Here is a 24,904-nt window from a genome sequence, read left to right as displayed (position 1 = left end):
TCTTCCATGATGGATAACCGTGCCCGAGACGAAGCCGCGCAATGGTTTGTGCGCCTTCAAGACACCGAGTTGAGCGCTGCCGAGCGCCAGCGCTTTGATGCGTGGCGCAACGAGCATCCCGATCATCAATACGAATTTGATGTGCTACAAGGCCTGTGGAGTGCCACCGACTTGCTGCCCAAGGCCCGCTTGCAGGCGTTATGCGAGGCCCCGGTGGAGCGGCCCAAGCGCCGCGCCGTATTGCGTTATGCGGTCGCCGCCAGTGTTGTCGCGGTAGCGTTGGGTTTGGGCCTGTTCAGCGGACTTGATCATCCAAAACCCTACAGTGCCGAGTTCAGCACGCGCCTGGGTGAACATCGCCAGGTGGCCTTGCCCGACGGATCGGTGATGGACCTCAACAGCCGCAGCGTGGTCGCGGTGCATTTTGAAAAAGGTCGGCGCGGCGTGGAGCTCAAGCAGGGCGAGGCGATGTTCAGCGTCGAGCATGACACCAGTCGACCCTTTGTAGTGGCCGCCGGGGCAGGGCAGGTGACGGTGACCGGCACGCGCTTTGATGTGCGTCGTGATGACGACCAGACTCGCGTGATGGTCGAGGCCGGCACTGTGAAAGTGCAAGGTCATTCACCGGACAAGGTGGTCACGTTGACGGCAGGCCTGGGGACCCACGTCGACAACACAGGATCGGTGGCTGGTGCCTACGCGGTGAACACTGAGGAATTGACCGCCTGGCGCACGGGCAAGCTGGTCTTCAACAACGCTTCGCTGGGTGAAGTGGCGCGGGAAGTTTCGCGTTATCGCGAGCAACCGCTGCGGGTCAGCACGCCCGCCGTGGGCAACCTGCGCCTGACCAGCGTGTTCAAGGCCAATGACACCGACGCCTTGCTCAAGGCTTTGCCGCACATCCTGCCGGTAGCCTTGCGCACCTTGCCGGACGGCAGCCAGGAAATAATTTCACGCTGACATTCAGGTTTTTTTCGAGTTCTTCGTCTTCTCCTGCAACTGCAACTGGTTTGCATTAACAGCCGCATACTCTTGCGATCACAGGACTAGGTTCGACGTGAAAAAACTTGCCGTTAACAACAATAAAATCTCCCGCTGGGCGCCGCTGGCCCTGGCGCTTGCGGTCAGTGCCGCGCTGCCTTCGGCCTACGCCGCCGACGCCATTCACATCCAGGCCCAGCCCTTGGGCGCGGCGCTGAGCCAATTGGGCCAGCAGACTTCCCTGCAAGTGTTCTTCAGCCCCGAGTTGGTCGCGGGCAAGCAGGCACCGGCGGTAGACGGCAATCTTTCCCCAGAACAAGCCCTGCGCCAATTGCTGCAAGGCAGCGGCCTGGACTACCAGATCGACGCAGGTTCCGTGACCCTGCGCCCGCTGAACAGCGGCACCGGTGACGCCGGCTCGCCCCTGGAACTGGGCGCCACCGATATCAAGGTGGTCGGCGACTGGCTCGGCGACGCCAACGCTGAAGTGGTGCAGAACCATCCCGGCGCACGCACGGTGATCCGTCGCGAAGCCATGGTGGAGCAAGGCGCAATGAACGTTGGCGACGTACTGCGTCGCGTGCCTGGCGTGCAGGTGCAGGAATCCAACGGCACTGGCGGCAGTGATATTTCCCTCAACGTCGGCGTACGTGGCCTGACATCTCGCCTGTCGCCACGCTCCACCGTACTGATCGACGGTGTACCGGCTGCGTTCGCCCCCTATGGCCAGCCGCAACTGTCGATGGCGCCGATTTCCGCCGGCAACCTGGAGAGTATCGACGTGGTGCGCGGTGCCGGTTCCGTGCGTTATGGGCCACAAAACGTCGGCGGCGTGATCAACTTCGTGACCCGTGCCATCCCCGAGAAATTCTCCGGCGAAGTCGGCACCACCCTGCAAACCTCTGCCCACGGCGGTTGGAAGCACGTGGACAACGCCTTCATCGGCGGCACCGCCGACAATGGCATCGGCGCCGCTTTGCTGTACTCCGGGGTCAATGGCAACGGTTACCGCAACAGCAACAATTCCAACGACATCGACGACGTCATCTTCAAGACCCACTGGGCGCCGACCGATCAAGACGACTTCTCGCTGAACTTCCACTACTACGACGCCAGCGCCGATATGCCCGGCGGCCTGACCCAGAAGCAGTTCGATGCCAACCCGTACCAATCGGTGCGTGACTGGGACAATTTCAGCGGACGCCGCAAGGACGTGTCCTTCAAGTACATCCGCCAGATCGACGACCGCACCCAGGCCGAAGTGCTGACTTACTATTCCGACAGCTTCCGCGGCAGCAACATCGCCAACCGCGACCTCAAGACGATCGGCTCCTATCCGCGTACCTACTACACCTTTGGCATCGAGCCACGGGTGTCCCATGTGTTCGACGTAGGCCCGAGCACCCAGGAAGTCAGCCTGGGCTATCGCTACCTCAAGGAAGGCATGCATGAGCAGGCCACCAGCCTGAACCTGGTCAACAATGTGCCGACGCCGGGTGGGCAGAGCGATGGTCACGTCTACCAGGACCGCACCGGGGGCACCGAGGCCAACGCGTTCTATATCGATAACAAAGTCGATATCGGCAAGTGGACCATTACGCCGGGTATCCGCTTCGAAGACATCCGTACTGAATGGCACGATCGCCCGGTGGTTGCCTTGAACGGCACGCGCACCCAGGAAAAACGCCGCGAAGTCCACAACAATGAACCGCTGCCAGCCCTGAGCGTGATGTACCACGTCTCCGACGCCTGGAAGTTGTTCGCCAACTACGAGACGTCGTTTGGCAGCCTGCAATATTTCCAATTGGGCCAGGGTGGCACCGGCGACCAGACCGCGAATGGTCTGAACCCCGAAAAGGCCAAGACCTACGAGGTGGGTACGCGCTACAACGACAATGTGTGGGGCGGCGAGCTAACGTTCTTCTACATCGACTTCTCGGATGAGCTGCAATACGTCAGCAACGATGTGGGCTGGACCAACCTCGGTGCGACCAAGCACACTGGCATCGAGGCCTCGGCCCACTATGACCTGTCGAACCTGGACCCGCGCCTGGACGGCCTGACCGCCAATGCCGGCTTCACCTACACCAAGGCCACCTCGGAAGGCGACGTACCGTTCAAGGGCCGTGACCTGCCGCTGTACTCCCGTGAAGTGGCCACCTTGGGCCTGCGCTATGACGTCAACCGTTGGACCCACAACCTGGATGTGTACGCCCAGTCGGGCCAGCGTGCGCCAGGCACGACCAGCACCTACGTCACCCAGGGCACGGCTGACGGTCAGTACGGTGATATCCCCGGTTACGTCTCGGTCAACGTGCGCAGCGGTTATGACTTTGGCGAGCAGTTGTCCAACCTGAAATTGGGTGTGGGCGTGAAAAACGTCTTCGACCAGCAGCACTACACCCGTTCCAGTGACAACAATGCCGGGCTGTACCTGGGCGAGCCTCGTACGTTCTTCGTACAGGCCAGCGTAGGGTTCTGATTGAAATATTGCCGCTCTTCCTGCTTAGGGAGAGCGGCACTGCCTGCCGACAGAGTGGCTTGTCTCTCACTCGATCAGATGTTCTTCCTACTTCGATTCTGGATACTTTCAGCGGTCTCAGGAACCGGTTCCCACAGTTCTGCCACACAGGATATGCCTGCCTTCGCTGGTTTCCTTGACGACTCAAGGCCAGGCACCTGAATAGACCGAACTGGAGAACTGGAATGTCGGTATCAGCATACAATCAGAGCGTTGCTCCTTCCCTCGATAACGCCTCCCTTGGAGATGCAAAACCCGCTGCCGAGCGGTCTGTCACCGGGTCAAATGTCCAGGTCACGGTAGGCGTCAATTTCACTGCGCAGTCCAATCAAACCGGACCGATATTCGGTGGCCCGCCGCCGCGGCCGTTGCCCGGAAACCTGCGTCCGAATCCTGGCCCGCCGCCGCGTCCGACGCCGACGTTGCCGGACCCTTATTACTCGAAACAGAGCAACGAACAACTGGCGCAAGGCCTCTTGAATAATTATGGCGCGTTCAAGGGACGCTGGCCTTCGCGCGACATCACGCAACAGAGCCTGCAGAAAGTCGCTAATCAACCGTTGACCGGCAATCCTTACAAAGACCCGAACATACGACTGGCGAACGAACTGCTGCGGCGTCCCGGACTGCTGCAATCCCTCGATAGAAATGGCAGCACCGGTGCTCTGGATGGTCGTTTGTCCAAAGACGATATCAGGAGCTTTGTTCGCTCGGACAATCCGCTGAAACTGAGTGACGACAAGCAAATCATCCAAGACGTACTGAACAATTTCAATGCGTTGAAAGGAGGGTACTTCAGCAGCACGATAAAACTCAGGGATCTTAATGCACGTGCGATGCAACCGTTGACCGGCAATCCGTACAACGACCATCTCACCCAGCTTTCGCGGGAAGTCATGGCGCGCTCTGATCTGAGGTCAGCGATGGATAACATCTACAGTTGGCAGCGCGATGGCAGGATTTCTCGCCAGGAACTCTACACATTGCTTCGTTAGACCCGGGCCCCTGCTGTGCACTACACGGCTGGGGGCTACAAGTGCTGGCGCAGCCAATACACCCCAATCATGTGGAACTGTTCGCGAAGACGTACCACAAAGACAATATCCACCGGCCATTGAATGCCGATGGGGGCCTTCATCTACCGGATTAGGTCTGGACCATGAACTCGACATCATTTGATTCCCGTCACTCTCCGTATACCGCATCGACCGTGACTGCACTGGCGCATGAGGCGCAAAACTCAAGAAAACCTCAAGAGCTGAACCTCACATCCTCACCCAGGTTCAGCTTCAAGGCGCCCACCGCCGAGGATTTTGACAAAGGTTCTCGTTTGTTTACGGAGCAGTCGGCGCCCAACCCTGTGTTTTCAATGTTAGCGAGCCTTTGGAGCAAGGTGTCCCGGCGCTAGGTTTCACCGTGTCACACACCAGGATTTTCCAGAGCATGGATGCGCAGCAGGGCAACTGGTTACAAGCGCTTAAGATTCCGAGGGGCATATCCAGTGTTTTGGACGACCTTCTTCGGAACCGTTGTTTTCTCAGGACCACTCAATCGCTGCTTGTGCCATCTTGATTTCGAGGCCTTTTCGAAGTTCAGGCAATCAAGGCCCAGGCTACGAAATCTAGATAGGGTGGAGGTGAGTCATGATTGGTAGTGTCAATAATCTGAGCTATACGCAAGCAGGTGAGTCCAACACGCCTGCGCCAACGGGGACTGGTCAGTCTCGCTTTGAGGTCGATGCCCGTGCACTGGGTAAGCCGCTACCGGCAACGCAGTCAATCAACACCCGTTTCGCGAACGGAGCCGACCGGCACTTCGACGGTCAGAACCTGTACGGAGGCATGACGAAAGTTGGCAACCCCTTCGTCAGCTCGGACGACCATCTGCTGGCGACCGACTTGAAAAACAACCTGTCATTGCTGGACGCTTTCAAGAAGGATGGCCGACTGACCCAAGGTTCATTACAGGAGATAGCCAAAGAAGAACCCAGCAGTAGCAAAGTCTCGGAGCGCACCATCATGTTGGCGCGAGAGATACTCAACCGTCCTCGATTGAACGATGCGATCACCGCGAAGGGCGGTGAAATCACGCATGACAGCTTGACCAAGGCTGGCGACTCGCAGATCGGCAATACCAACCCCAATACGCAGAGCGCGGACCCATTTCATGCGAAAACCGATGCTCAGGTTGTCCAGGCGTTCAAGGGCATGTTTGATGACTGGCGGGACAAATCGGAAGACCGCACGTTCTTTTTCGGTACACAAAGGCATCGGTACGTGAATAAAGACACGATTATTGAAATCGCCAAGGACCCCAATCAAACAGGCAACAACGGTGAACCTCTGCGGGATGTGCGCACCGGGTTTCCTTTGAAAAAGTACAGCGAGCAACAGGTGTACCTGGCCAAGAACCTGATGGAGAGGCCGGGTTTGATGGCCTCTCTGGACAGTTACAAAGCCAATGGTTACAGCCCTTTCGGAAGCCTGAATGACGATGGCTGGCTGAAGAACTACAGCATTGATCGCTGGCTTGAAAACGACAAGGAAGAGAAGGGGAAGTAACCTACGCAAACCCGCATGAGCCGCTTGAAAGACTCAATCTGCTCATGCCGCTTTATGTTCATACGCGCAGTATCTTCCCGCTGATCGCCACCGCCGCCAGCAGTACGCCAATCAATAGAAAGGCGGTCGCCAGGCTGCTGCCATGGGCGATGAACCCGATCACGGCCGGCCCAGCCAATATCCCCGCGTAGCCCAGGGTGGTAATGGCCGGCACGGCAATATGTTCTGGCATGACCGTCTGCTTGCCGACAGCGGTATAGAGCACTGGCACGATGTTGGAGCAACCGGCGCCTATCAATGCATAACCCAGCAGGGCCATTTCCCAGGCCGGTGACAAGGTGGCGAGGAATGTGCCGGCGGCCGCCAGCGCGCCGCCGGCCACGATCACCCGGGTAGCGCCCAGCCGACGCACGATGGCATCACCGGTCAATCGACCCGCAGTCATGGTCAAGGCAAAGGCCGCGTAACCCAGTCCCGCATAGGCTTCGTCCAAGCCGCGTTCGGCGCTGAGGAACACCGCGCTCCAGTCGAGTACCGCACCTTCGGCCAGGAACACGATAAAACACAGGCATCCAATGAACAGCACCACACCGTGGGGCACGGCAAACGCCGGGCCCGAACTCTCGCTGCCGTAGGGCAGCAGGTGCGGCGCCGCCTTGAACAGTGCCGCCAGCGTGATGACGATCACCACCAGGGTCGCCTGCAGCGGTGACAGTCCAAGCCCCAGCAACGCCGAAACGCCCGCCGCACCGACAATCCCACCCAAGCTGAACAGCCCGTGAAAGCCTGACATCATGGTCTTGCCACTGGCCCGCTCGACGATCACCGCTTGCAGGTTGACTGTGGAATCCACCGTTCCCAGGCCGGCGCCAAACAGAAACAACCCGGCCATCAATAACGGAATCGAACTGACCGTCGCCAGCATCGGCAATGCCAGGCAGATCATGATCGTCCCGGCGCTGAGCACGCGCCGGCAGCCAAAACGTGAGGCCAACGCACCGGCGGCAGGCATGGCGATGATCGAACCGACGCCCAGGCACAACAGCAGCAGGCCAAGAGTGCCTTCGCTCAAATCGGCACGGGCCTTGGCATAGGGCACCAGCGGCGCCCAGGCTGCGATGCCGAAGCCGGCAATGAAGAAAGCGATACGGGTCGACATTTGCTCCAGCCGCCCGGGAACCACGGGCGCTGAGGTGGGGATGGCAGTCATGAAAAATCCTTGGTTTTGCGTTCTACGAACGATGTCCGGCGTGACATCCTTGCACATCAGGCCATGAGGCGCGAGCCGCGCTCCGTTGAGATGGCGATGGTCGTGAATTTTATTTTTACACATCTGGAACGCCAGGACGGTTCGTCGCCACACAAGCAGTATCGAGTGTGTAGGAGGCGGTCTGGAAGGTGCGTAATCCCTGTGGGGGCTTTTGAACCCCTGGGTTCTTGCGGTGGATTACCACCTTCCAGGCCGCCTCCCGCTGTAGGTCGCTTCTGTAATACGCTGTTGTCTCAATATTCAGGCAACGACAAGGACCCACCGATGAAGAACTTCAGGTGCACAGCGGCATGACCCTTTTCTACGACGCCCGCGGCAATATCTACGGTGTAGTCAGCCCGATCTCATTGAGAAACATGGGCATTGATGTGCCCGAGAACGCTGCACAGGCCGCGTACACTCGCAACGACTGGACCTCGTCGGCCATCGCGTCCGAATGCGAGTGGGGCTCAATGCCACGTCCGGCCGGTGCCAAGGCCCATCGCTGTGATGGCTTGCTGGTCGGGCCGTTCCAGGCCGAGCCGCCGTTTGATCTGCTGATCGTCAACACCGACGGTTCCCTGGCTGAGCGCAGTGGCAACGGCCTGACGATTTTCGCCCAGGCACTCACTGACCAGGCCCTGATGAGCGAGGCCTGTGAGTTGCGGGTGCACCACGACAAATCGGACGCGGTCTCACCTGTGTCGACTTGGGTTGAACCGGCAGTCCGTGAGCAGATTTCAGGGTTCTGGCTTGAGTTGGGAGCCCCCGCTTTCGGGGCTGCGGCAGTGGGGGCGCAGGCGGGTGTGAATGACACTGAACGGAGCCATGTGAGCGAGTTGGCGGCGATCAACCCTCAGTGGGCAACCAGCCAATTCGTGCGGGTGGGCAACCCCCATTGCGTGACGCTGGTCGAGCGGGTATCTGCATTGCCAGATAACGCACAGATGCAGCAGCCAGCCCTGTTCGAGCCCTTGAAGAACATTGCGTTTGCGCCCCCGGCGGGTGGTGGTCGGCCTTGTGCGGCAGGCGTCAACTTGCAATGGGCGGCACGCCAGCCCGGCAATCGAGTCATCGCGCGGGTCTTCGAGCGAGGAGAGGGACCCACCGCGTCTTCCGGAACCAGCGCCAGTGCGGTGGCTTGTGCGGCGTGGCGGGCGGGCTGGGTCGAGAGTGGCGAGGTAGCAGTGGTGATGCCTGGTGGCATTGCGCCGGTTCGCTTGCACACCGAGGGCGAGACGGTACTGAACGTCAGTCTGTTCGGGGCCGCAGAGCCGCAACCGTGAAGTTGTTTAACGGCTGATGCTGTGATTCGGTGTCGGCTGTTTCTATATCGGTTAGTCATGTTGATGAATTGCGGTGTAGGGCGTTTCTTGTTCATAAACAGTGTTTCATGGGCTCGTTTTATTATCTTGTAAAAGATACTTCTAACTTCGTCGTACGAAACTTCTGTTTTATTTTGGAGCGGCCGATTTTCGCCCGGAATGGCTAAGCTTTGAGATATTCAAGCGCTTGCTCTTGCTGACTGATTCGATGTCCAGCAAGGGGAAGTATCTCAGGGTTTTCATTCATTAACGGCGGGTGCCCACGGATGGTTAACGCGTTTGTTTCGTCACGTTTCAATTTGGTTCTTCCACAGATAAACACTGCCTTGCAAGTCCTGGCATTCAAAGGTAATGAAGTCCTCGATCAACCCTTTTTCATCCATATACAGGTGGTCAGCGAAAACCCTTCCCTTGATCTGGAGGCGCTGCTCCACCAACCCGCTTACCTGGATCTTGGTGAAGCGAACGAAGGCTTGCATGGGCAGGTTTACGCCATCGGACGGGACGACCCAGGTCGGCGCATCACGCGTTATCACCTGACCCTGGCGCCCCGGCTGGCCTGTCTTGCACATCGGCATGACCAGAGGATTTTCCAGCAACGCAGTGTGCCGCAGATCATCGCGCAGGTCCTTGAGCAGCATGGCATCCTGGCGGATGCCTACGTGTTTGAACTTGGCCCGGTGGTTTATCCGGCGCGTACGTTCTGCGTGCAGTACGCAGAAAGCGACCTGCACTTCATCCAGCGGCTCTGTGAAGAGGAAGGCATTCACTACCATTTTCGTCACAGCCTAGACAATCATCTGCTGGTATTTGGTGATGACCAGACGGTGTTTGGGCGTTTACCCGGGCAACGCTATAGCGCTCCCGGCGGACCCCAAGTCGAGACAAGGGTTATCCAGCGATTCGACGTGCGCCTGGCCACCCGCAGCCAAAGGACGGTGCGCCGTGATTACGACTTCGAACATCCTTCCTTGCACCTGCACGACAGCGCGGGTGTCGCGTCGACACTCCCCCTTGAGGACTATCAGTACCCGGCAGGGTTCACCGTTCATACCCGTGGCAAGCAATTGGCGCATCGGAGCCTGGAGCGTCACCAGCGCGACCGGCATCGGGCATTGGGCAAGAGTGATCAGCCAGTGCTGCGCAGTGGGCACTTCCTTGAGATACGAGATCATCCCGATCCATCCTGCAACGACCTGTGGCTGATCACGTCGGTGCGTCATGAGGGTTATCAACCCCAGGTGCTGGAGGAAGCAACACCGGCAACCGACGCGTTCCACGGCTATCGCAATCGCTTTACCGCAACACCTTGGCAGGCCGTGCATCGGCCGTCTCTCAGGCATCCCAAGCCGACCATCAATGGTAGCCAGACCGCAACCGTGACCGGGCCCGCCGGTGAGGATGTGCATTGCGACGCCTATGGTCGGGTAAAGGTGCGCTTTCATTGGGACCGCCTGGACACTGCGGATGATAAAAGCAGTTGCTGGGTGCGAGTGGCATCTGGCTGGGCCGGTGACGGGTTTGGCGCAACGATGATCCCGCGTGTGGGCATGGAGGTGTTGGTGACCTTCCTGGACGGGGATCCCGACCGCCCGTTGATCAACGGCTGCCTGCCGAATGCGTTGCACCGGCCGGCCTATCCCTTGCCGCAGCACAAGACCCGTAGCGTTTTGCGCAGCCGCAGTTCCGTTGGGGGCGAAGGCGCCAACGAGGTGTACCTGGAAGATCGCCGTGGCGAGGAGCTTGTCTACCTGCGTGCACAGCGGGACCTGGAGCAAAGGGTCGGCCATGACAGTCGGTTGGAGGTCATGGGGGAGCGGCGAGAAGTCGTCCATGGCTTAAGCACGGCTCACTTGGAAGGCGAAGAACATCGCCACATCACCGGCGACCGCAAAGTGGTGCTCAAGGCCAATGACTACCTTGATGTACAAGGCGATAGCCGGACCCAGGTGGCGCAGACCCTGGTCATCGAGGCTGGGCAGCAACTTCACCTCAAGTCCGGTGCCAGCCTGGTAATCGATGCCGGTGCGCAGCTGAGTCTCAAGGCGGGTGGAGAGCATCTGGTCATCCAGGCTGGTGGCATTTTCAGCAGTCGTCCCATTGCCGTTGGCGGCTCACCGTCTGCGACCCCGTTGGCGAGCGCCTTGAGAATGGCCGGTGCGCCAGAGGTCTCCAAGGTACAAGTCTCGACCATGAGCCTGGCCCGACAACTGGGGGCGGACTACTGCCCAGTGTGCGAACGCTGCCGTGAAGGCCTCTGTGATCTGCCGGGGAGGGCTGCCTGATGCAGGACATGCCAGGCCAATGGATGGCCCAACAACAGCAGGCAGGGCGGCATCTGTGTTTGATCCTTGAGGGACAGAACGCCGCACGCGAACGACTGCTGGCAGTGCGCAGCTTGTCGGACTACCGCAGCTTCTATGGTGAGACTGTGCTGGCGGAACTCATGAAGGAAGGGCCCGTCATCCTGCAGCTGAAGCAGATGAGCGAGCCTGCATTACGAGACCTCTTGCAACAGCCCGAGGGTCACTGGGGCTGGCTGGGCAGCTTGCCAGGCGAGGACCTGACAAGCGTGACCCGGCACTGGCGCGACCGTTTGCTGACGGGGCCGGAGGGCGAGCAATCGCTGTACCGCTTTCACGACAACCGTACCCTCGCGCGTGCGCTGGACTATCTATGCCCTGAGCACTGGCCGGCATTCCTCGGCCCCTTGATCAGCCTGTGTTACTGGCACGAAGGCCGCTGGCGAATGGCTGATAACCCGGCTCCCGGCGAGTATCCGCTACCTGATCCGGTCCCTTGGCTGAACACACCCAACCCGAACGCCGAAGCCATCCTGCACGCCAATATCCTGCGTTATCTGTTGGCCGAACACAGCGAAGACCTGGTCGCACTGGTGGAATTCCAGGACCCGAGAATTTGGCTGAGCCAAGTGTTGGAGCAGGCGCGTACCTGGCGATGGCGGGGCCCGGAGCGATTGGCGTTTCTGGTGGTACGAAGGTTGGAGGAGGCCACCCGCAGCAGCGTCATTCGGTGGCAACCGCTGGTTGGGGAAGCCCCAGAGGATCACTTTGAGCGGGTGGTGGAGCAGTGGCGATCAATGGAGGGAAAGGATGAATAAAAGAAGGTTAGGTGTATGGGGTGTGGTGGGGATGCTGGGGCTGACAGGGTGTGCGGGCAAGCCGGTTGATCGCTTTACGCTGGAGGTTGATCTGCCGGCGGAGTTCCGCTTCATCGGTGGTGCTAACTACGGGCCTGCGACAGGAGAAACCTGCATGTTGCCTAGGCGTCGGGGCAAGCGACCGGAGCGGAAGATTTTTATTGCGAGCTACAAGCCTGTGGCCGAGCGCGTGAGTTTTGAGTTGCCGTTGAGTGAGGTGATTGAAGGTTGCCCTACGGTTTTACGAAGTGTGGATTTTGATCTGTATGCGAAGTGGGGGAAGCGAGATACGGATGTTGGGGGAGACCTCACAGGTTTCCCAATTCTAGATGATTCGGACGTTAATGAATTTGGGATGCCAGCGACGGGGATTCAGGAGTTGCATCGGCGTTGTCAGTGGTCGTTTCGGACAGTGGGGCCCCAGCACGCGATCATCAAGACTCTAAAATGCAGTTATGCGAGCAAAGTGAGTTCGTTGTCAGGTCTTGTGCAAAGAGATCGGCTACCAGGGAAAACGCTCAGGATGGTAGTGACTGTCGTTGGTGAGGAAGAACCGGCTGTTGGTGACAACTGGGTAGCAGTACCAGGCGGCTGGAAACGTTGTAAAGGTAAAAGCTTTGAGGATATTTATGCGTTTTGTAACGGCAACACCTCCGACTTTAAACCAGTAAAAATGCCGGATGGTCGCGTCTGTGATGTCTATCCGTCATGTGAATAACAAGGAGCAAGGCCATGAAGCTGGATGCAAGGAAGCAAGCTTTTTTCAGTGATAGCAAACCAGCCTGTTCGTTGCGCGGGCATTGGGTGAGCTTTAGCCTGGTCGATGAACTGGGCGTGGGAACGTTATACGGTGGCCTGCCTTACACCGTCTACGATAGTGCAGGGCAGGAGTACAAAGGCAGGCTCAATGGAGAAGGGTTTGCCAAGGTGCAAGATATTTACTGTGGGCCCGTGGTACTTATTTTTGATGACCTGTATTCAGGCGAAGAGCAGCCATATCATTGGCTGATGTTGCGTTCTACCTACAAGCTCCCTATCACCGAGCTTCAAGTTCGGGCTGAGCAGGCTCGCTTTGCTGCCGCTGATGGTCAGCGCCCCAAAGGTAATCCTGCTCAGCAAAAGGCCAACCGGTTCTATCAGGTGGAAGTGCGTGATTTAGTCCGCCATGTCGCCCACTTGCCACCGATTGCACCTCGGAGTCATGAACCCCAGCGGCACGCATTGAAAATGATGGGCGACCTGGGGTTCGGACCACCCCAATCAAACTTGGCGGGAATCGTATTGTTTCCCAACAACCACACCGCTCTGGAGGTTCGACCACTACGGGCCTTCCGTCCGATACTTTCAACCGACGACAGCTTTTGCGCCTTGAATCTCTATCAACTAGCATTGATGGCGACTTTGAGTTACTGCAATTTCGGTCAGGAGCCATCTAAAAGTCCCCAAGACCAAGTTGGCTTCCCTCACGATCCCAGTGTTGGGCATCTATTCGCTGAAAGTCTTTCGGGTTATCAACAGGCTTGGCGGTTTGATGCGGAACAAGTGAAGCGTTTCTACCCCATTTACGAAGAGGTCTCTTACTCTCAGCGCTTCGAGATTCTGCCCTTCGATCCCTCGATGTACCCACAAAACCGACCGGAGCTTAGGGAAAAGCAAGAACATCCAGCGCGGTTGCACTTTTTCGATGATGAGCATTTTGGTACAGATACCCAAGCGTTTATTACCCACCACGATGAAGCAATCCTGATTGCAGTGCGTGGAACTGCCAGCGCCGCAGACGGGATGCGAGATGCAAACGCCCATCAGGTCCCTTTCACAGAAGGTGTCGGCAAGGCCCACCAAGGTTTTTATCAGGCTTACCGGGCGATGCGTGATTTCGTGCTGCGGTATCTCGATCAATTCCATACCGACCAACGAATAATCATCTGCGGCCACAGCCTTGGCGGTGCAATTGCCTTGTTATTGGCAGAAGGGCTACGTCGTACCCAGGACCGTAACTACAACATCCTCCTCTACACCTACGGTGCCCCCCGTGCCGCCGACTCCGAATTTACCGAGGGCGCCTCAACCCTGGTCCACCATCGCATCGTCAATCACAACGACCCCGTCCCCAGCGTGCCAGCCCCGTGGATGAACACCACCGCCAAACTCTGGATCCCCGGCGCCGTCACACTGTTCGCCGCTCCTGCACCGGGCAGCCTGCTGTTCGCCGCCGGGTTGGTTCGCCTTGGTGGAAACCCTTACCAACACCACGGCGAACAACACCATTTCATGCCGATCATGTTGCCGGACGGCACACAGTCTTCGGTGTTGTGGAAGCCCGGTTGTGAATCCATCCAAGAGGCCGGTTGCAATCGAGCCTTGCAACTCCATGGTGATATGCCCGAGCGGGATAACCTGCTGAAACAGCTGTTCCAGGCCAACCAGCACTTCATGACCGCCAGCTACATCCCGGCGGCCTGGGCGACACTACGTCGCTGGCAACAAACCCAGGAAAGCAACGGCCCGCTGGTCACATCAAGAGAATTCGAGCTACTCGACCTGGCACTTGAAACCATGCGCGAGCAACTGCGCAACAAGCGTCGGGAACTGGCCCGTCTCAGGCCCGCCAACGATCGGGGCTATGAATATCATGATGCCTTGAACAGCGAGATCGACCGCTTGCACACCAGCCGTGAGCGCCTTGCGACCCTACGTTGGCGACGCCTGGAAGCCCGAGATGTCTACGGCAGCCAGGCCCATAGCGCCCACTTGCAACCCAGCCTCAAGCGCTGGTTCAGCCACCGTGAAAACCGTGAACTGTCGCAAGTCGCCCGCATTCCTCCCGCGTTGCATCACGAATGGGGGAGGGCGCAAACGCTGGATATCGACTCTATCGTCTGAGCCTGGCGTTTACACAAACTCCACCTGCGCCGGCTGACGCTTCATCAACACCTTGCCGTTGCGGATCGAGTACAGCGGCAAGCCCTGGCTGCGAATGACCTCATAGTCGCTGTCCGCCGAGAGTATCAACAGGTTGGCGGGCCGTCCGGGCTCCAGGCCGTAACGCTCACCCAGGGCCATGGCCTTGGCGCTGTTGTCGGTCACCAGGTCCAAGGCGCTTTGCAGGTTGCGGTAGCCGAGCATGTGGCAGATGTGCAAACCGGCTTCCAATACCCGCAGGATGTTGCCGTTGCCCAGGGGGTACCAGGGATCGACGATGGAGTCCTGGCCGAAACACACGTTCATGCCGGCTTCCAGCAGTTCATTGACCCGGGTGACGCCACGGCGTTTCGGGAAGCTGTCGAAGCGGCCTTGCAGGTGAATGCTCTCGGTGGGGCAAGAGACGAAGCTGATCCCCGAGTGCCCCAGTAGACGGAAGAGTTTGGCGCAGTAGGCGTTGTCGTAGGAGCCCATGGCGGTGGTGTGGCTGGCGGTGACGCGGGCCCCCATGTCGCGGCTGCGGGCTTCTTCGGCCAACACTTCGAGAAAGCGCGAGTGCGGGTCGTCGGTTTCGTCGCAATGCACGTCCACCAGGCAGCCGGTACGTTCGGCCAGGTCCATCAGGAACTTCACCGAACTCACGCCCTGGTCGCGGGTGTATTCAAAGTGGGGGATGCCACCGATCACGTCGGCGCCCAGGCGGATGGCTTCTTCCATCAGTTCGCGGCCGTTGCGATAGGACTCGATGCCTTCCTGGGGGAATGCGACGATCTGTAGGTCGATCAGGTGCGTGCTTTCTTCACGCACTTCCAGCATGGCCTTGAGCGCAGTGAGGTCCGGGTCGGTGACGTCGACGTGGGTGCGCACATGCTGGATCCCGTGGGCAGCAAGGGCCTGGATCGTCTTCTTCGCGCGGGTCTTGGTGTCTTCCTGGGTGATGGTGGCTTTGCGTTCGCCCCAGCACTCGATGCCTTCGAACAGGGTGCCGCTCATGTTCCAGCGCGGTTCGCCAGCGGTCAGGGTGGCGTCGAGATGGATATGCGGCTCGACAAAGGGTGGAATCACCAGGTTGCCAGCAGCGTCCAGGTCGTCGACCGCCGCAATCGGTGATCCTGATTGCAGCGTGATACTGGCGATCCGGCCATGTTCCAGGTGCAGATCATGCAGGCCTTCACGGTTGCGCAGGCGGGCGTTGATGATGTGCATGGGCAAGTTCCTCTTGGCTAAAAACAATCAGGCGGACAGTCGCCAGATCATCAGCGCTATACCGATGTCCAGGCGATCATAAGCATTATCCAGCGTCAGCCCGCACAGGGCTTCGATGCGCTGGACGCGGTGCGTCAGGGTGTTGCGGTGCACAGCCAGCCGCTGGGCGGCGGCCACAAGGTTACCATTCTCATGGAACCAGGCTTCCAGGGTGGGCATCAGGCTGGGGCCGTGGTGCAGGTCGTGGCGCAGCAATGGGCCCAGGCGTTCGTTGAGAAACTGGTCGAGCAGGGCGCGATCACGCACGCCGCTGAGTAATTTGAGCACGCCCAGTTCGTCGTACACGCATAACCCGGCGCGTTCGCTGAAACGTCGTGCAGCGGCAAGCGCCTGGCGGGCCTCATCCTGTCCCTGGGCCAGGCGTGCCGGTGGGTGAGCGGCGGCGCTCAGGCCGATAAACAGTTTGAGCGGTGCCAGGCGCAGGTTCAGCGAGTTGAGCCACTGGGCCAATTGCTGGCGATTAGCCAATGCTGCGACAGCATCTGGAGCTGGGAGCAGCAGTGTCCATTGCCCGGCCCGCCCCAGTACCGGCAAACCGGCCGAGAGTTGACGCAATCGACGGCTGATACCGTCATGTTGGCGGGCCAACTGCACCTCCACAGAAGCCGCATCACCCTGGGCAAACAGCAACTCACTGCCTTCCAGTTGCAGTTGAACCACCTGCCAATGCTCAGCTAAAGGCATGCCCAACTGCGTGGCCCGGTGCAACAAAAGATCCAGGGATTGGTAATCGCCGGTCAGCAAGCGCTCCAGTACATCATGCCGCGAGCGTCCCAACTGCTCGGACTGGATCAGCGCCGAGCCAATGGCCTGTGTCACCAGCACCATTTTCAACGAATAGGGCTGTTCGATCAGCGGCATGCCGGCGGTTTCGGCGGCGTCGAGCAAACGCTGGGGAATCGCCTGGATATACGCGGGCCCCGTCAGAATCACCAGTCCGGCCACCTGACGTTCGCAGGCTTCCTCCAGCAGTTGCAGCAGGTTGGTTTCGTCGCGTGGGTGATTGATCCCGGTGACGAACACCAACTCACCCCCCAACACCCACTCGGCGATCCCGCTGTTTTCCGCCACATACGGCCAACGCACGCGATTATCCAGGCCAGCGGCGCCGGCACGCAGGCGCATGGACTCCAGGCCCGGCAAGGCCAGCACATCGGCGAGGGTCAGGCTCATGCCTGGGCGTCAGCCAAGGGCGCACGCACGCGAAGTACGGCGGTGAGCACGATGTAGGTCAACGACGCGGCCACGATACCTACCAACGGTGCGACCCAAGGTGAGTTGAACGCCAGCACCGTGCCCACCCCATAGGCCACCAACCCTGGCCAGTTGAACGCCGGCAGGCGCGCATCCGCCAGGCGCGGGTAGTGGCCGCGATAGCGATAGAAGAAGTCCGCCATGATCACCCCGCCAATCGGTGGAATCACCGTGCCCAGCAGAATCAAATACGGCACCAGCATGTCGTACATGCCGAGCAACGCCAGCAGCGTGCCGATCACCGCGCCGGCCAGGGTCACGGTCTTGCGCCGCTTGGTGCGCAGCAGGTTGCAGCCGGCCACCGCGAAGTTGTAGATGGTGTTGTCCTGGGTGCTCCAGATATTAAGCAGCAACATGGCCATTGCGGCCATGGCAAAACCTTGCAGCAGCAACACTTCGACCACGTCCGGTTGCTGATAGACGATGGCACCGTAGGCGCCGATCAGCACCATCAAGCCGTTGCCGATAAAAAAACCGATCAGGCTGGCCAGCACCGCCACCTTGGCCGAGCGCGAAAAACGCGTCCAGTTGGTGGCCTGGGTCGCACCGCTGACAAAGGTGCCAAACACCAGGGTGATCGCCGTGGACAAGTCCAGTTCGCCAGTCGGCACCACCGCCAGGAGCCCATCCAGCCCGCCGACTTTGACCGTGGCCACCCACATCGACAGAAACAGCAGGATACCCATCGCCGGCACCGCGATGTAGGACAGGATCTCCAGCCCGCGATAGCCAATGTAGGCCGTGGCGCAGAACACCAGGCCGAACAGCACCATCAACGCAAGGACGCTGCCCTGGCCCAACTCGAAATACTTGCCCAGCACCACGGCGGCCGTGGCGGTGCCCCAGGCGTACCAGCCGATCTGGGTGAAACCGAGGATCAAGTCACTGAGCTTGCTGCCCATTTCGCCAAAGCAGAAGCGCCCCATCAACACCGAATTCAGCCCGCTCTTGAAGGCAATGTAACCCAGGCCTGCGGCGTAGATACCCAGCAGCAGGTTACCCAAGGCTACGACGCCAAGCATGTCGGTGAAGCTGAACGCCACACCCAGTTTGCCGCCGGCAAACATGGTCGCGGTAAAAAAGGTAAAGCCCAGCAGCACCATGGCGGTAGACGCCAGGCCTTTGCGCGCATGCATCGGGACTTCGCTGAGGGGGTAATCGTTGCCCGGTTCTTGCTGCGTCATGTGCTTGCTCCCTGAATGAGTGACGCAGGCCTATTGCACCGCGCGTGCCAAACCGGCGGCAGTGATGTGCGCACGGCGGGCGCTGTGCACCGTGCACATTATTTATAGCCAAACAGGGGAGAAACGCTGGACGGAGTGTTCGCCGTGCCCAGTCGGGCACGAAAGCGGTGCAGCAGTGATACAAATTGGATCAGTCGAACAGCGTCTGTGTGGTCTCGCCACGATGGAAGGCGAATGCGGCTTCCAGGTCACTTTCGATGGTGCGCCCGCGGGACAGTGGTGGCAGCTCATCCAGGCGGAAAAAGCCCACCTCGGTGGTCTCGAACCCCGCCATCGGCGCCGACTGGTCTACGGGTTCACAGAGGAAGTACAGCTTGTAGAAATCGCGCACGTCCGGCCGATACAAGCCCTTGGCCTTGTGCGTCACGCTGTACAGGGCCCGCGCGGTCACCGTCAGCCCGGCTTCTTCGCGAATCTCCTTGACGATGTTTTCCGCCGCCGACAAGCCGATATCAGCGTAACCACCCGGCAGCGCCCAGCAGCCGTCGGTCAACTCCCGAACCAACAGAATCCGATCGCCTTGGATGACCGCACCGCGCACATCGATCATTGGCGTCGAGTAGCGTTTGGCGAAGTCCGTAACCAACCCGGTGATGCGCTCCAAGGGCACATTGCCCAATTGCGCGAGCATGGTGTGGGCAATCTCGGCAATTTCTTCCAAGCGCTCGCGCTCGAAATCATCGGTGCAAAAGTGCAGCCCCGTGGACGCCAGCGCCTGCAAGCGTTTGGCCTGGGCCAGCCAAGTGTTTTCCATGGGTTACTCCGCGAGTTGTTTGAGCATGTACACCCGGCGCAGGCCGTGTTCTTCGGCCCGGTGGGTCTCGACATAGCCTCGACGGGTGTACAGCGTAATGTTCTCGGTAATGGCTTCGTTGGTGTACAGCCGAATGGCCATGAAGCCGGCATCGAGCGCCTGGTGCTCGGCAAAGTCCATCAGCAATCGCCCAAAGCCCAGCCCTTGGGCTTCTGGGGCGACCGCCAGGTTATCCAGCAACAGCGCGTTGCCATCATCCAGCAGGATAATAAAACCCTGAACGCTCCCAGCATTTTCCAGCACATGTACGCCACCGGCCTGCACCCACTGGCGGTAATCCTCCAGCATCGGGCCGGGCTTGCGGCCGATCCGTTCGATGTACGGCGAGTAGGCGGCCTGGGCGATAGCCTCAATGGCAGCAACATCATCAGCAGTGGCGGGGCGCATCATTGCAGTGGGCTCCTTGCGGGCAGGAAGCCACGACTGTAAGGGAGGCAGGTACAAAAAAACCACCGCGCAGGGTGGTTTTTTCACATCGCACGTTTACTCGCCGCGATAGATGCAACCGCTGGTGCAGGTTTCGTGGATACGAATCGCACTGAGCTCAGGCAGCAGGGGCTTCAACTCGTTCCAGATCCACTTGGCCAGCACTTCGCTGGTGGGGTTTTCCAGGCCTGGGATGTCATTGAGGTAGTTGTGGTCGAGGCGTTCATAGAGCGGCTTGAAAATCGCCTTGATCTCCGAGAAGTCGCGAATCCAGCCGGTATGGGGATCCAGGTCGCCGCTCAGGTGGATCGCCACCTTGAACGAATGCCCATGCAGGCGCCCGCATTTGTGGCCTTCCGGTACGTGGGGCAGGCGGTGGGCGGACTCGAAGGTAAATTCTTTGAAGATTTCCACAGTGTTTTCAGCTCGGTCAGGTATCTGGCAGGCGGCGAGTTTAACAGCTTGAGCCCTTGCCGCGCATACCGTCCCTCTGTAGGCATCGGCTTGCTGGCGAATTATAGGTTGCATGTGGCCAGCGGCTACAGGGCCAGTAGCCGCTCGCCCAATCGGCCGTTATCCGCCAGTTGCAGAAACTCATCGCCCAGCCGCTGGCTCTCGCTCATCGCGGTCTGCCAGTACTTGTTACGGCTTGGGTCGTCGCCCATGAAGCGCTTGAAGTCGCTGCGGTCCGGGAGTTTGCCGTGGGGCAGGCGGGCGAGGTAGTCCTTGGAAGGCGCCAGCAGCAATACATCCTGCAAACCCTGTGGGCTGCTGCGCCGCCATGGCAGGCCCTTGTCGAACCAGCCGGGGATGACCCGGTCCGTGAAGTGCGGGTACAGCACGATGTCGTCGCCGTGGTAGGGCAGGTCGAGGTGATAGTCCAATAGGCCGCCGTCGCGGTAGGTGCCGGCGCCTGCACCCGGCAGGTCGCGCACGCCTTGCATCACCATGGGGATGGAGCCCGAGGCCAGCAGGGCCTGGCGCAGGTTGCCCAGTTCCAGGGGCAGGAAGCGCGATGGAAAATCCTTTAGGGGATGCACCGGTGGCGCCTGTCGTGGGTCATGGATGATCAGCCGTTCAAAGTGCCGCGACAGCCGCGCGCGGCCGCGCAGGTTATCGGCGATCACCGACGACAGGCCGAGTCCCAGGCGCCCACGGTGGTCATCAGCGAGCAGGCCGTGGCTCTTGACCACCATGATGTTCAGGCGATAGCTAGGGTTGTCCAGCACCCGCGCATCGCGACCGGCCAGCAGGTCGTCGAGCATGCGCTGGCAGCTCTGGCTGACCTCGGCCATGGTCACGCCCTTGGCAAAGCTTTGTTCGTTGTACAGGCGACCGAGGTCCAGCAGGCCTTGCACCGGGTCGGGCAGGCATGCGCTGGCAAACCGCCAGGAGCCGATGGACGCGCCGACCAGCGCCCGTTCCCGTGGCGCGCGGGGTAGCCATTCACCGAACAGCGCCAGGTCCAGGCCCTGGATACCCAATGCCTTGGGGCCGCCGGCCGCGCCGGGCAGGATGCCGACGTCGGCCGGCGTGAGGCCTTGCTCGCGAATGCGGGCAAAGGCGCGTTTGCCGGCCTTGAGGGTCAGGGCGGGAAACTTGATGTGGATGGCTGTCATTCCGGTCTCTCATGCAACGAGCGGGGCAGTATAGGAAATCTCTCACGGCGATGGGTGAAGAGGCTTGTGGGAAATTGCCATGGTGGCAATTCAGTTTCAGTTAAGTTGCAGACGGTACGGTGGCGGACGTAGGAAAAATCTTGAAACGGAGACTCTCCATGAAGCGCCTCACAGTGCTGGTCGCCGCCGGTATCATCGCTCTCACGGCGACCCAGGCCCGAGCCGTGGACCCCGACAAGCCACTGAAAGTGCCTGCCACTGTTACTATTGTCGCCTTTGATCAATTGGAAGCCACGGCCTTGGCCCTGCATCCAGGCTCGACGCTGCTGGATACCGACCTGGACGAAGAGTACGGCAAGTACCTTTACCAAGTTGAACTGGAAGACACCAACGGCATCGAGTGGGAGATTGAATTGGACGCGCTCACTGGGCAGGTTCTCAAGAATCATCAGGAAACGTAATGAAGGTAAATTTAAACACCGGCAGTCGAGTGGCGTTGGTGCTCCTGGTTTTTTGCTCAAGTCTGGCTGCCCGCAATCTTGATCAGGACGAGGCCTTGGCACTGCGCCAGCAGGGGATCATCTTGCCGTTGGAGCAGTTGCTGGAGCAGGCCATGGGGCGTCACCCTGGCTCGCGTCTGCTGGAGGCCGAGCTTGAAAAAAAGCACGGTAAATATGCCTATGAAGTGGAACTGGTCACCGCCGACGGCGTGGTGCGCGAGATCAAGCTGGACGCATCCACGGGTGTGCTGATCAAAGACGAGGAAGACTGATGCGCCTGCTTTTGGTGGAAGACAACGTTCCCCTGGCCGATGAACTGCTGGCCGGGCTGCAACGCCAGGGTTATGCCGTCGATTGGCTCGCCGATGGTCGCGACGCCGCGTACCAGGGGCGTAGCGAACCCTATGACCTGATCATTCTTGACCTGGGCCTGCCGGGTTTGCCTGGGCTTGAGGTACTGGCGCAATGGCGTGCCGCCGCGCTGGCCATCCCGGTGCTGGTCCTCACGGCTCGCGATTCCTGGGCCGAGCGCATCGAAGGGCTTAAGGCTGGCGCCGATGATTACCTGAGTAAACCCTTTCACCCCGAGGAACTGCACCTGCGCATCCAGGCGCTGTTGCGCCGCTCCCACGGTCATGCGAATCAACCGACCCTGCAGGCCGCCGGCCTGCATCTGGATGAAGGCCGTCAGTGCGTGCTGCGCGATGGCGCGGAGATCCAACTGACCGCCGCCGAATTCCGCCTGCTGCGTTATTTCATGTTGCACCCCGAACAGATCCTGTCGAAAAGCCACCTGGCCGAGCATCTGTATGACGGCGAAACCGAGCGCGACTCCAATGTGCTGGAAGTCCACGTCAACCACCTGCGTCGCAAGCTGGGCCGCAGTGTGATCGAGACCCGGCGCGGCCAGGGTTACCGGTTTGGCGCCAGCGGCGCATGAGGTCAATCCAGCGGCGCCTGAGCCTGGGCCTGGTCAGCGTGATGGTGGTCGTCGGCGTAGCGCTGGCGCAAACCAGCCTGTGGTTGTTCGAAACAGGGTTGCAGCGCTATCTGGAAGCCGGCTTGCGCAACGACAGCGAGAGCTTGTTGGTGGCGTTGGTACGTGGCCCTGAAGGTTTGCAATTGCACGAGAAACGCCTGTCGCCGGCCTATCAACGGCCGTTTTCGGGGCACTATTTCCGTATCGATTTTGCCGATAAGCACTGGCGCTCCCGCTCGTTGTGGGACCAGGACCTGCCGCATCTTCCCGAGGCGGGACTCAAGGGCAACCTGCAACTGGGGCCGGAAGGCCAGCAACTGTTGGTGTTGCGCGAGGATTACAAACGCTTCGGCCAGTCAATCTCCATCAGCGTGGCGCAGGACTACACGCCGGTGCGGGAAAGCTTTCGCCTGATGCGTCAGATCGGTCTGGTGTTGGGGTTGGCGGCGTTGCTGCTGGTGCTGATCCTGCAACGGATCACCGTGCGCCGCGCCTTGCGCCCGCTGGAAACCGCGCGTAACCAGATCGCCCAGCTGCAACAGGGCCAGCGCTCACAGCTCGACACCCAGGTGCCACTGGAACTGGAGCCGCTGGTGGCGCAGATCAACCACCTGCTGGCTCACACCGAAGACAGCCTCAAGCGTTCACGCAATGCCCTGGGCAACCTCGGCCACGCCCTCAAGACCCCGCTGGCGGTGCTGTTGAGCGCCGCTTCGAGCGACGCGCTGAAGGATCATCCCGAGCTGGGCAAGCTGTTGCGCGATCACCTTGAGCAGGTGCAGCACCGCCTCAACCGCGAGCTCAACCGTGCGCGCCTGGCCGGGGAAACCCTGCCGGGCGCGCTGTTCGACTGCGAAAAAGAACTGCCCGGCCTACTCGCTACCCTCAACATGATCCACGGCGAACACCTGGAACTGAGCTCCCACGCCGCGCCCGGCTTGCAGCTGCCCTGGGACCGAGAAGACCTGTTGGAGTTGCTTGGCAATCTATTGGATAACGCCTGCAAATGGGCAGATGCCGAGGTACGCTTGACCGTTACCGAGGCCGAGCACAGCTACTTGTTGGCGGTAGAAGATGATGGCCCCGGCATTCCGGAAACCCAGCGTGACCAGGTGTTCAGCCGTGGCACGCGCCTGGATGAACAGATCCATGGTCATGGCCTGGGGTTGGGGATCGTGCGGGATATCGTCGAGGTGTGGGGCGGGGTGCTGCAGTTGCAGGAAAGCGAGTTGGGCGGGCTCAAAGTGCTGATCGAATTGCCGAAGCGCCAGGGATAAGCCTGTCGCTTCGACAAGCGGCTGATCACACCCTGAACTGATCCATCAACCCCTGCTGCTGATTCGCCAGGCTGTTCAACGCCTGGCTCACCCTTGCCGATTCATTCGCCTGCTCCGACAGCGACTCGGTCACATCGCGAATGGTTGCCACGTTGCTGTTAATCTCCTCGGCCACGGCGCTTTGTTCTTCGGCGGCGCTGGCGATCTGCAGGTTCATGTCACTGATCACTGTCACCGCATCGCCAATCTGGCGCAGCGCCGTCACGGCTTGCCCCACCTGTTCGACACTGCCCTGGGCCTGGCGATAGCTGTTGCCCATGGAACCGACCACCTCTTCGGTGCCGCTTTGCAGGTGTTCGATGACCAGGCGGGTTTCTTCTACTGACTCCTGGGTTCGCCGTGCCAGGTTGCGCACTTCGTCGGCCACCACCGCAAAGCCACGGCCGGCCTCACCGGCGCGGGCGGCTTCGATGGCGGCATTGAGGGCCAGCAGGTTGGTCTGCTCGGCAATGCCGCGAATCACTTCGAGCACCGAACCGATTTTTTCGCTGTTGGCGGCCAGGCCTTCGACCTGGGTCATGGCCGTGCTCATGTCGGCCGCCAACTCGCCGATATTGCGCGTAGTGCGGTCGATCACCTTCAGGCCATCACGGGTGGCCTGGTCGGCGTCGCGGGCGGCTTGTGCGGCCTGGGCAGCGCTGCGCGCCACATCCTGGGCAGTGGCGCTCATTTCATGGGACGCGGTGGCCACCTGGTCGACCTGGCGATATTGCTGCTCCATGCCGGCGCTGGTTTCAGTGGCAATC

General features: G+C 60.0%; 21 protein-coding genes and 1 pseudogene. 13 read left to right on the top strand and 9 right to left on the bottom strand.

Annotation, left to right across the window (positions count from 1 at the left end; translation table 11 throughout):
* Positions 1–6: 6 nt before the first annotated feature.
* From HX812_RS18155 to HX812_RS18140, 4 genes are all read left to right on the top strand, one after another.
* Positions 7–960: a FecR family protein gene (locus tag HX812_RS18155; protein WP_038844973.1), complete on the top strand. Its 954-nt coding sequence runs from the start codon at positions 7–9 to the stop codon at positions 958–960.
* A gap of 97 nt (positions 961–1,057) precedes the next feature.
* Positions 1,058–3,463: a TonB-dependent receptor gene (locus HX812_RS18150; RefSeq protein WP_038844972.1), complete on the top strand. Its 2,406-nt coding sequence runs from the start codon at positions 1,058–1,060 to the stop codon at positions 3,461–3,463.
* A 224-nt stretch (positions 3,464–3,687) separates the two neighbouring features.
* Positions 3,688–4,497 carry a hypothetical protein gene (locus HX812_RS18145; RefSeq protein ID WP_235165419.1) on the top strand — a complete coding sequence of 270 codons (810 nt, stop codon included), beginning with the start codon at positions 3,688–3,690 and terminating at the stop codon, positions 4,495–4,497.
* A 648-nt stretch (positions 4,498–5,145) separates the two neighbouring features.
* The gene (locus HX812_RS18140; protein ID WP_235165418.1) at positions 5,146–6,063 is read left to right on the top strand and encodes a hypothetical protein; all 918 of its coding nucleotides are present in this window, start codon (positions 5,146–5,148) and stop codon (positions 6,061–6,063) included.
* A gap of 58 nt (positions 6,064–6,121) precedes the next feature.
* Here the strand turns inward: HX812_RS18140 and HX812_RS18135 are convergent, their stop codons facing one another.
* Positions 6,122–7,273 (bottom strand): MFS transporter, encoded by a 1,152-nt coding sequence (locus tag HX812_RS18135; protein WP_038844968.1) that lies wholly within the window; start codon positions 7,271–7,273, stop codon positions 6,122–6,124.
* A gap of 350 nt (positions 7,274–7,623) precedes the next feature.
* Between HX812_RS18135 and HX812_RS18130 the strand changes: the two genes are divergently transcribed.
* The 5 genes from HX812_RS18130 (at position 7,624) to HX812_RS18110 (ending at position 14,680) form a co-directional block, all read left to right on the top strand.
* Positions 7,624–8,598: a DeoR family transcriptional regulator gene (locus tag HX812_RS18130; protein ID WP_038844966.1), complete on the top strand. Its 975-nt coding sequence runs from the start codon at positions 7,624–7,626 to the stop codon at positions 8,596–8,598.
* Positions 8,599–8,903: 305 nt separating this feature from the next.
* A complete protein-coding gene (tssI, locus tag HX812_RS18125; protein ID WP_038844964.1) occupies positions 8,904–10,922 on the top strand; it encodes a type VI secretion system tip protein TssI/VgrG in 2,019 nt (672 codons plus the stop codon).
* Positions 10,922–11,758 carry a DUF4123 domain-containing protein gene (locus HX812_RS18120; protein WP_038844963.1) on the top strand — a complete coding sequence of 279 codons (837 nt, stop codon included), beginning with the start codon at positions 10,922–10,924 and terminating at the stop codon, positions 11,756–11,758. The genes tssI and HX812_RS18120 overlap by 1 nt, the downstream gene beginning before the upstream one ends.
* Positions 11,751–12,515, top strand: a complete 765-nt coding sequence (locus HX812_RS18115; RefSeq protein ID WP_038844961.1) for a hypothetical protein — start codon at positions 11,751–11,753, stop codon at positions 12,513–12,515. Before HX812_RS18120 ends, HX812_RS18115 begins: the two co-directional genes overlap by 8 nt.
* A 14-nt stretch (positions 12,516–12,529) precedes the next feature.
* Positions 12,530–14,680 carry a lipase family protein gene (locus tag HX812_RS18110; RefSeq protein ID WP_038844959.1) on the top strand — a complete coding sequence of 717 codons (2,151 nt, stop codon included), beginning with the start codon at positions 12,530–12,532 and terminating at the stop codon, positions 14,678–14,680.
* Positions 14,681–14,689: 9 nt separating this feature from the next.
* On the opposite strand, the gene codA is transcribed toward HX812_RS18110, so the two are convergent.
* From codA to HX812_RS18075, 7 genes are all read right to left on the bottom strand, one after another.
* Positions 14,690–15,925, bottom strand: coding sequence for a cytosine deaminase (gene codA / locus HX812_RS18105; protein ID WP_038844957.1), 1,236 nt, complete (start codon positions 15,923–15,925; stop codon positions 14,690–14,692).
* Between the two features lie 27 nt (positions 15,926–15,952).
* Positions 15,953–17,158: a PucR family transcriptional regulator ligand-binding domain-containing protein gene (locus tag HX812_RS18100; protein ID WP_038844955.1), complete on the bottom strand. Its 1,206-nt coding sequence runs from the start codon at positions 17,156–17,158 to the stop codon at positions 15,953–15,955.
* Entirely contained in the window at positions 17,155–18,423 is a 1,269-nt protein-coding gene (gene codB / locus HX812_RS18095; protein WP_038844954.1) for a cytosine permease, read from the bottom strand. The genes HX812_RS18100 and codB overlap by 4 nt, the downstream gene beginning before the upstream one ends.
* 190 nt (positions 18,424–18,613) lie before the next feature.
* Positions 18,614–19,237, bottom strand: a complete 624-nt coding sequence (locus HX812_RS18090; protein ID WP_038844953.1) for an NUDIX hydrolase — start codon at positions 19,235–19,237, stop codon at positions 18,614–18,616.
* Positions 19,238–19,240: 3 nt separating this feature from the next.
* Positions 19,241–19,687: an N-acetyltransferase gene (locus HX812_RS18085; RefSeq protein ID WP_038844951.1), complete on the bottom strand. Its 447-nt coding sequence runs from the start codon at positions 19,685–19,687 to the stop codon at positions 19,241–19,243.
* Positions 19,688–19,780: 93 nt separating this feature from the next.
* A complete protein-coding gene (gene queD, locus HX812_RS18080) occupies positions 19,781–20,137 on the bottom strand; it encodes a 6-carboxytetrahydropterin synthase QueD (RefSeq protein WP_003190259.1) in 357 nt (118 codons plus the stop codon).
* A gap of 125 nt (positions 20,138–20,262) precedes the next feature.
* Positions 20,263–21,342 carry a patatin-like phospholipase family protein gene (locus HX812_RS18075; protein ID WP_038844948.1) on the bottom strand — a complete coding sequence of 360 codons (1,080 nt, stop codon included), beginning with the start codon at positions 21,340–21,342 and terminating at the stop codon, positions 20,263–20,265.
* 158 nt (positions 21,343–21,500) lie between these two features.
* Here HX812_RS18075 and HX812_RS18070 point away from each other — a divergent pair, with 158 nt between their 5' ends.
* Genes HX812_RS18070 through HX812_RS18055 form a run of 4 tightly spaced genes read left to right on the top strand, consistent with a single transcriptional unit; the run spans position 21,501 to position 24,098 of the window.
* The gene (locus tag HX812_RS18070; protein WP_038844946.1) at positions 21,501–21,803 is read left to right on the top strand and encodes a PepSY domain-containing protein; all 303 of its coding nucleotides are present in this window, start codon (positions 21,501–21,503) and stop codon (positions 21,801–21,803) included.
* On the top strand, positions 21,803–22,114 hold the full coding sequence (locus HX812_RS18065) for a PepSY domain-containing protein (protein WP_038844944.1): 312 nt from the start codon (positions 21,803–21,805) through the stop codon (positions 22,112–22,114). The genes HX812_RS18070 and HX812_RS18065 overlap by 1 nt, the downstream gene beginning before the upstream one ends.
* Positions 22,114–22,782, top strand: coding sequence for a response regulator transcription factor (locus HX812_RS18060; RefSeq protein ID WP_038844943.1), 669 nt, complete (start codon positions 22,114–22,116; stop codon positions 22,780–22,782). The genes HX812_RS18065 and HX812_RS18060 overlap by 1 nt, the downstream gene beginning before the upstream one ends.
* Positions 22,779–24,098: a sensor histidine kinase gene (locus tag HX812_RS18055; RefSeq protein ID WP_038844941.1), complete on the top strand. Its 1,320-nt coding sequence runs from the start codon at positions 22,779–22,781 to the stop codon at positions 24,096–24,098. The genes HX812_RS18060 and HX812_RS18055 overlap by 4 nt, the downstream gene beginning before the upstream one ends.
* Before the next feature lie 25 nt (positions 24,099–24,123).
* On the opposite strand, the pseudogene HX812_RS32440 reads toward HX812_RS18055, so the two are convergent.
* Positions 24,124–24,705: pseudogene (locus tag HX812_RS32440) on the bottom strand (methyl-accepting chemotaxis protein); the annotation flags it as partial.
* Between the last annotated feature and the right edge of the window lie 199 nt (positions 24,706–24,904).

Origin of the sequence: Pseudomonas sp. IPO3749, assembly GCF_013386605.1 — a bacterium.
Classification (GTDB): domain Bacteria; phylum Pseudomonadota; class Gammaproteobacteria; order Pseudomonadales; family Pseudomonadaceae; genus Aquipseudomonas; species Aquipseudomonas azotoformans_A.
The sequence above is the reverse complement of the archived record's forward strand: the minus strand, read 5'-3'. Positions and strand labels throughout refer to the sequence as shown.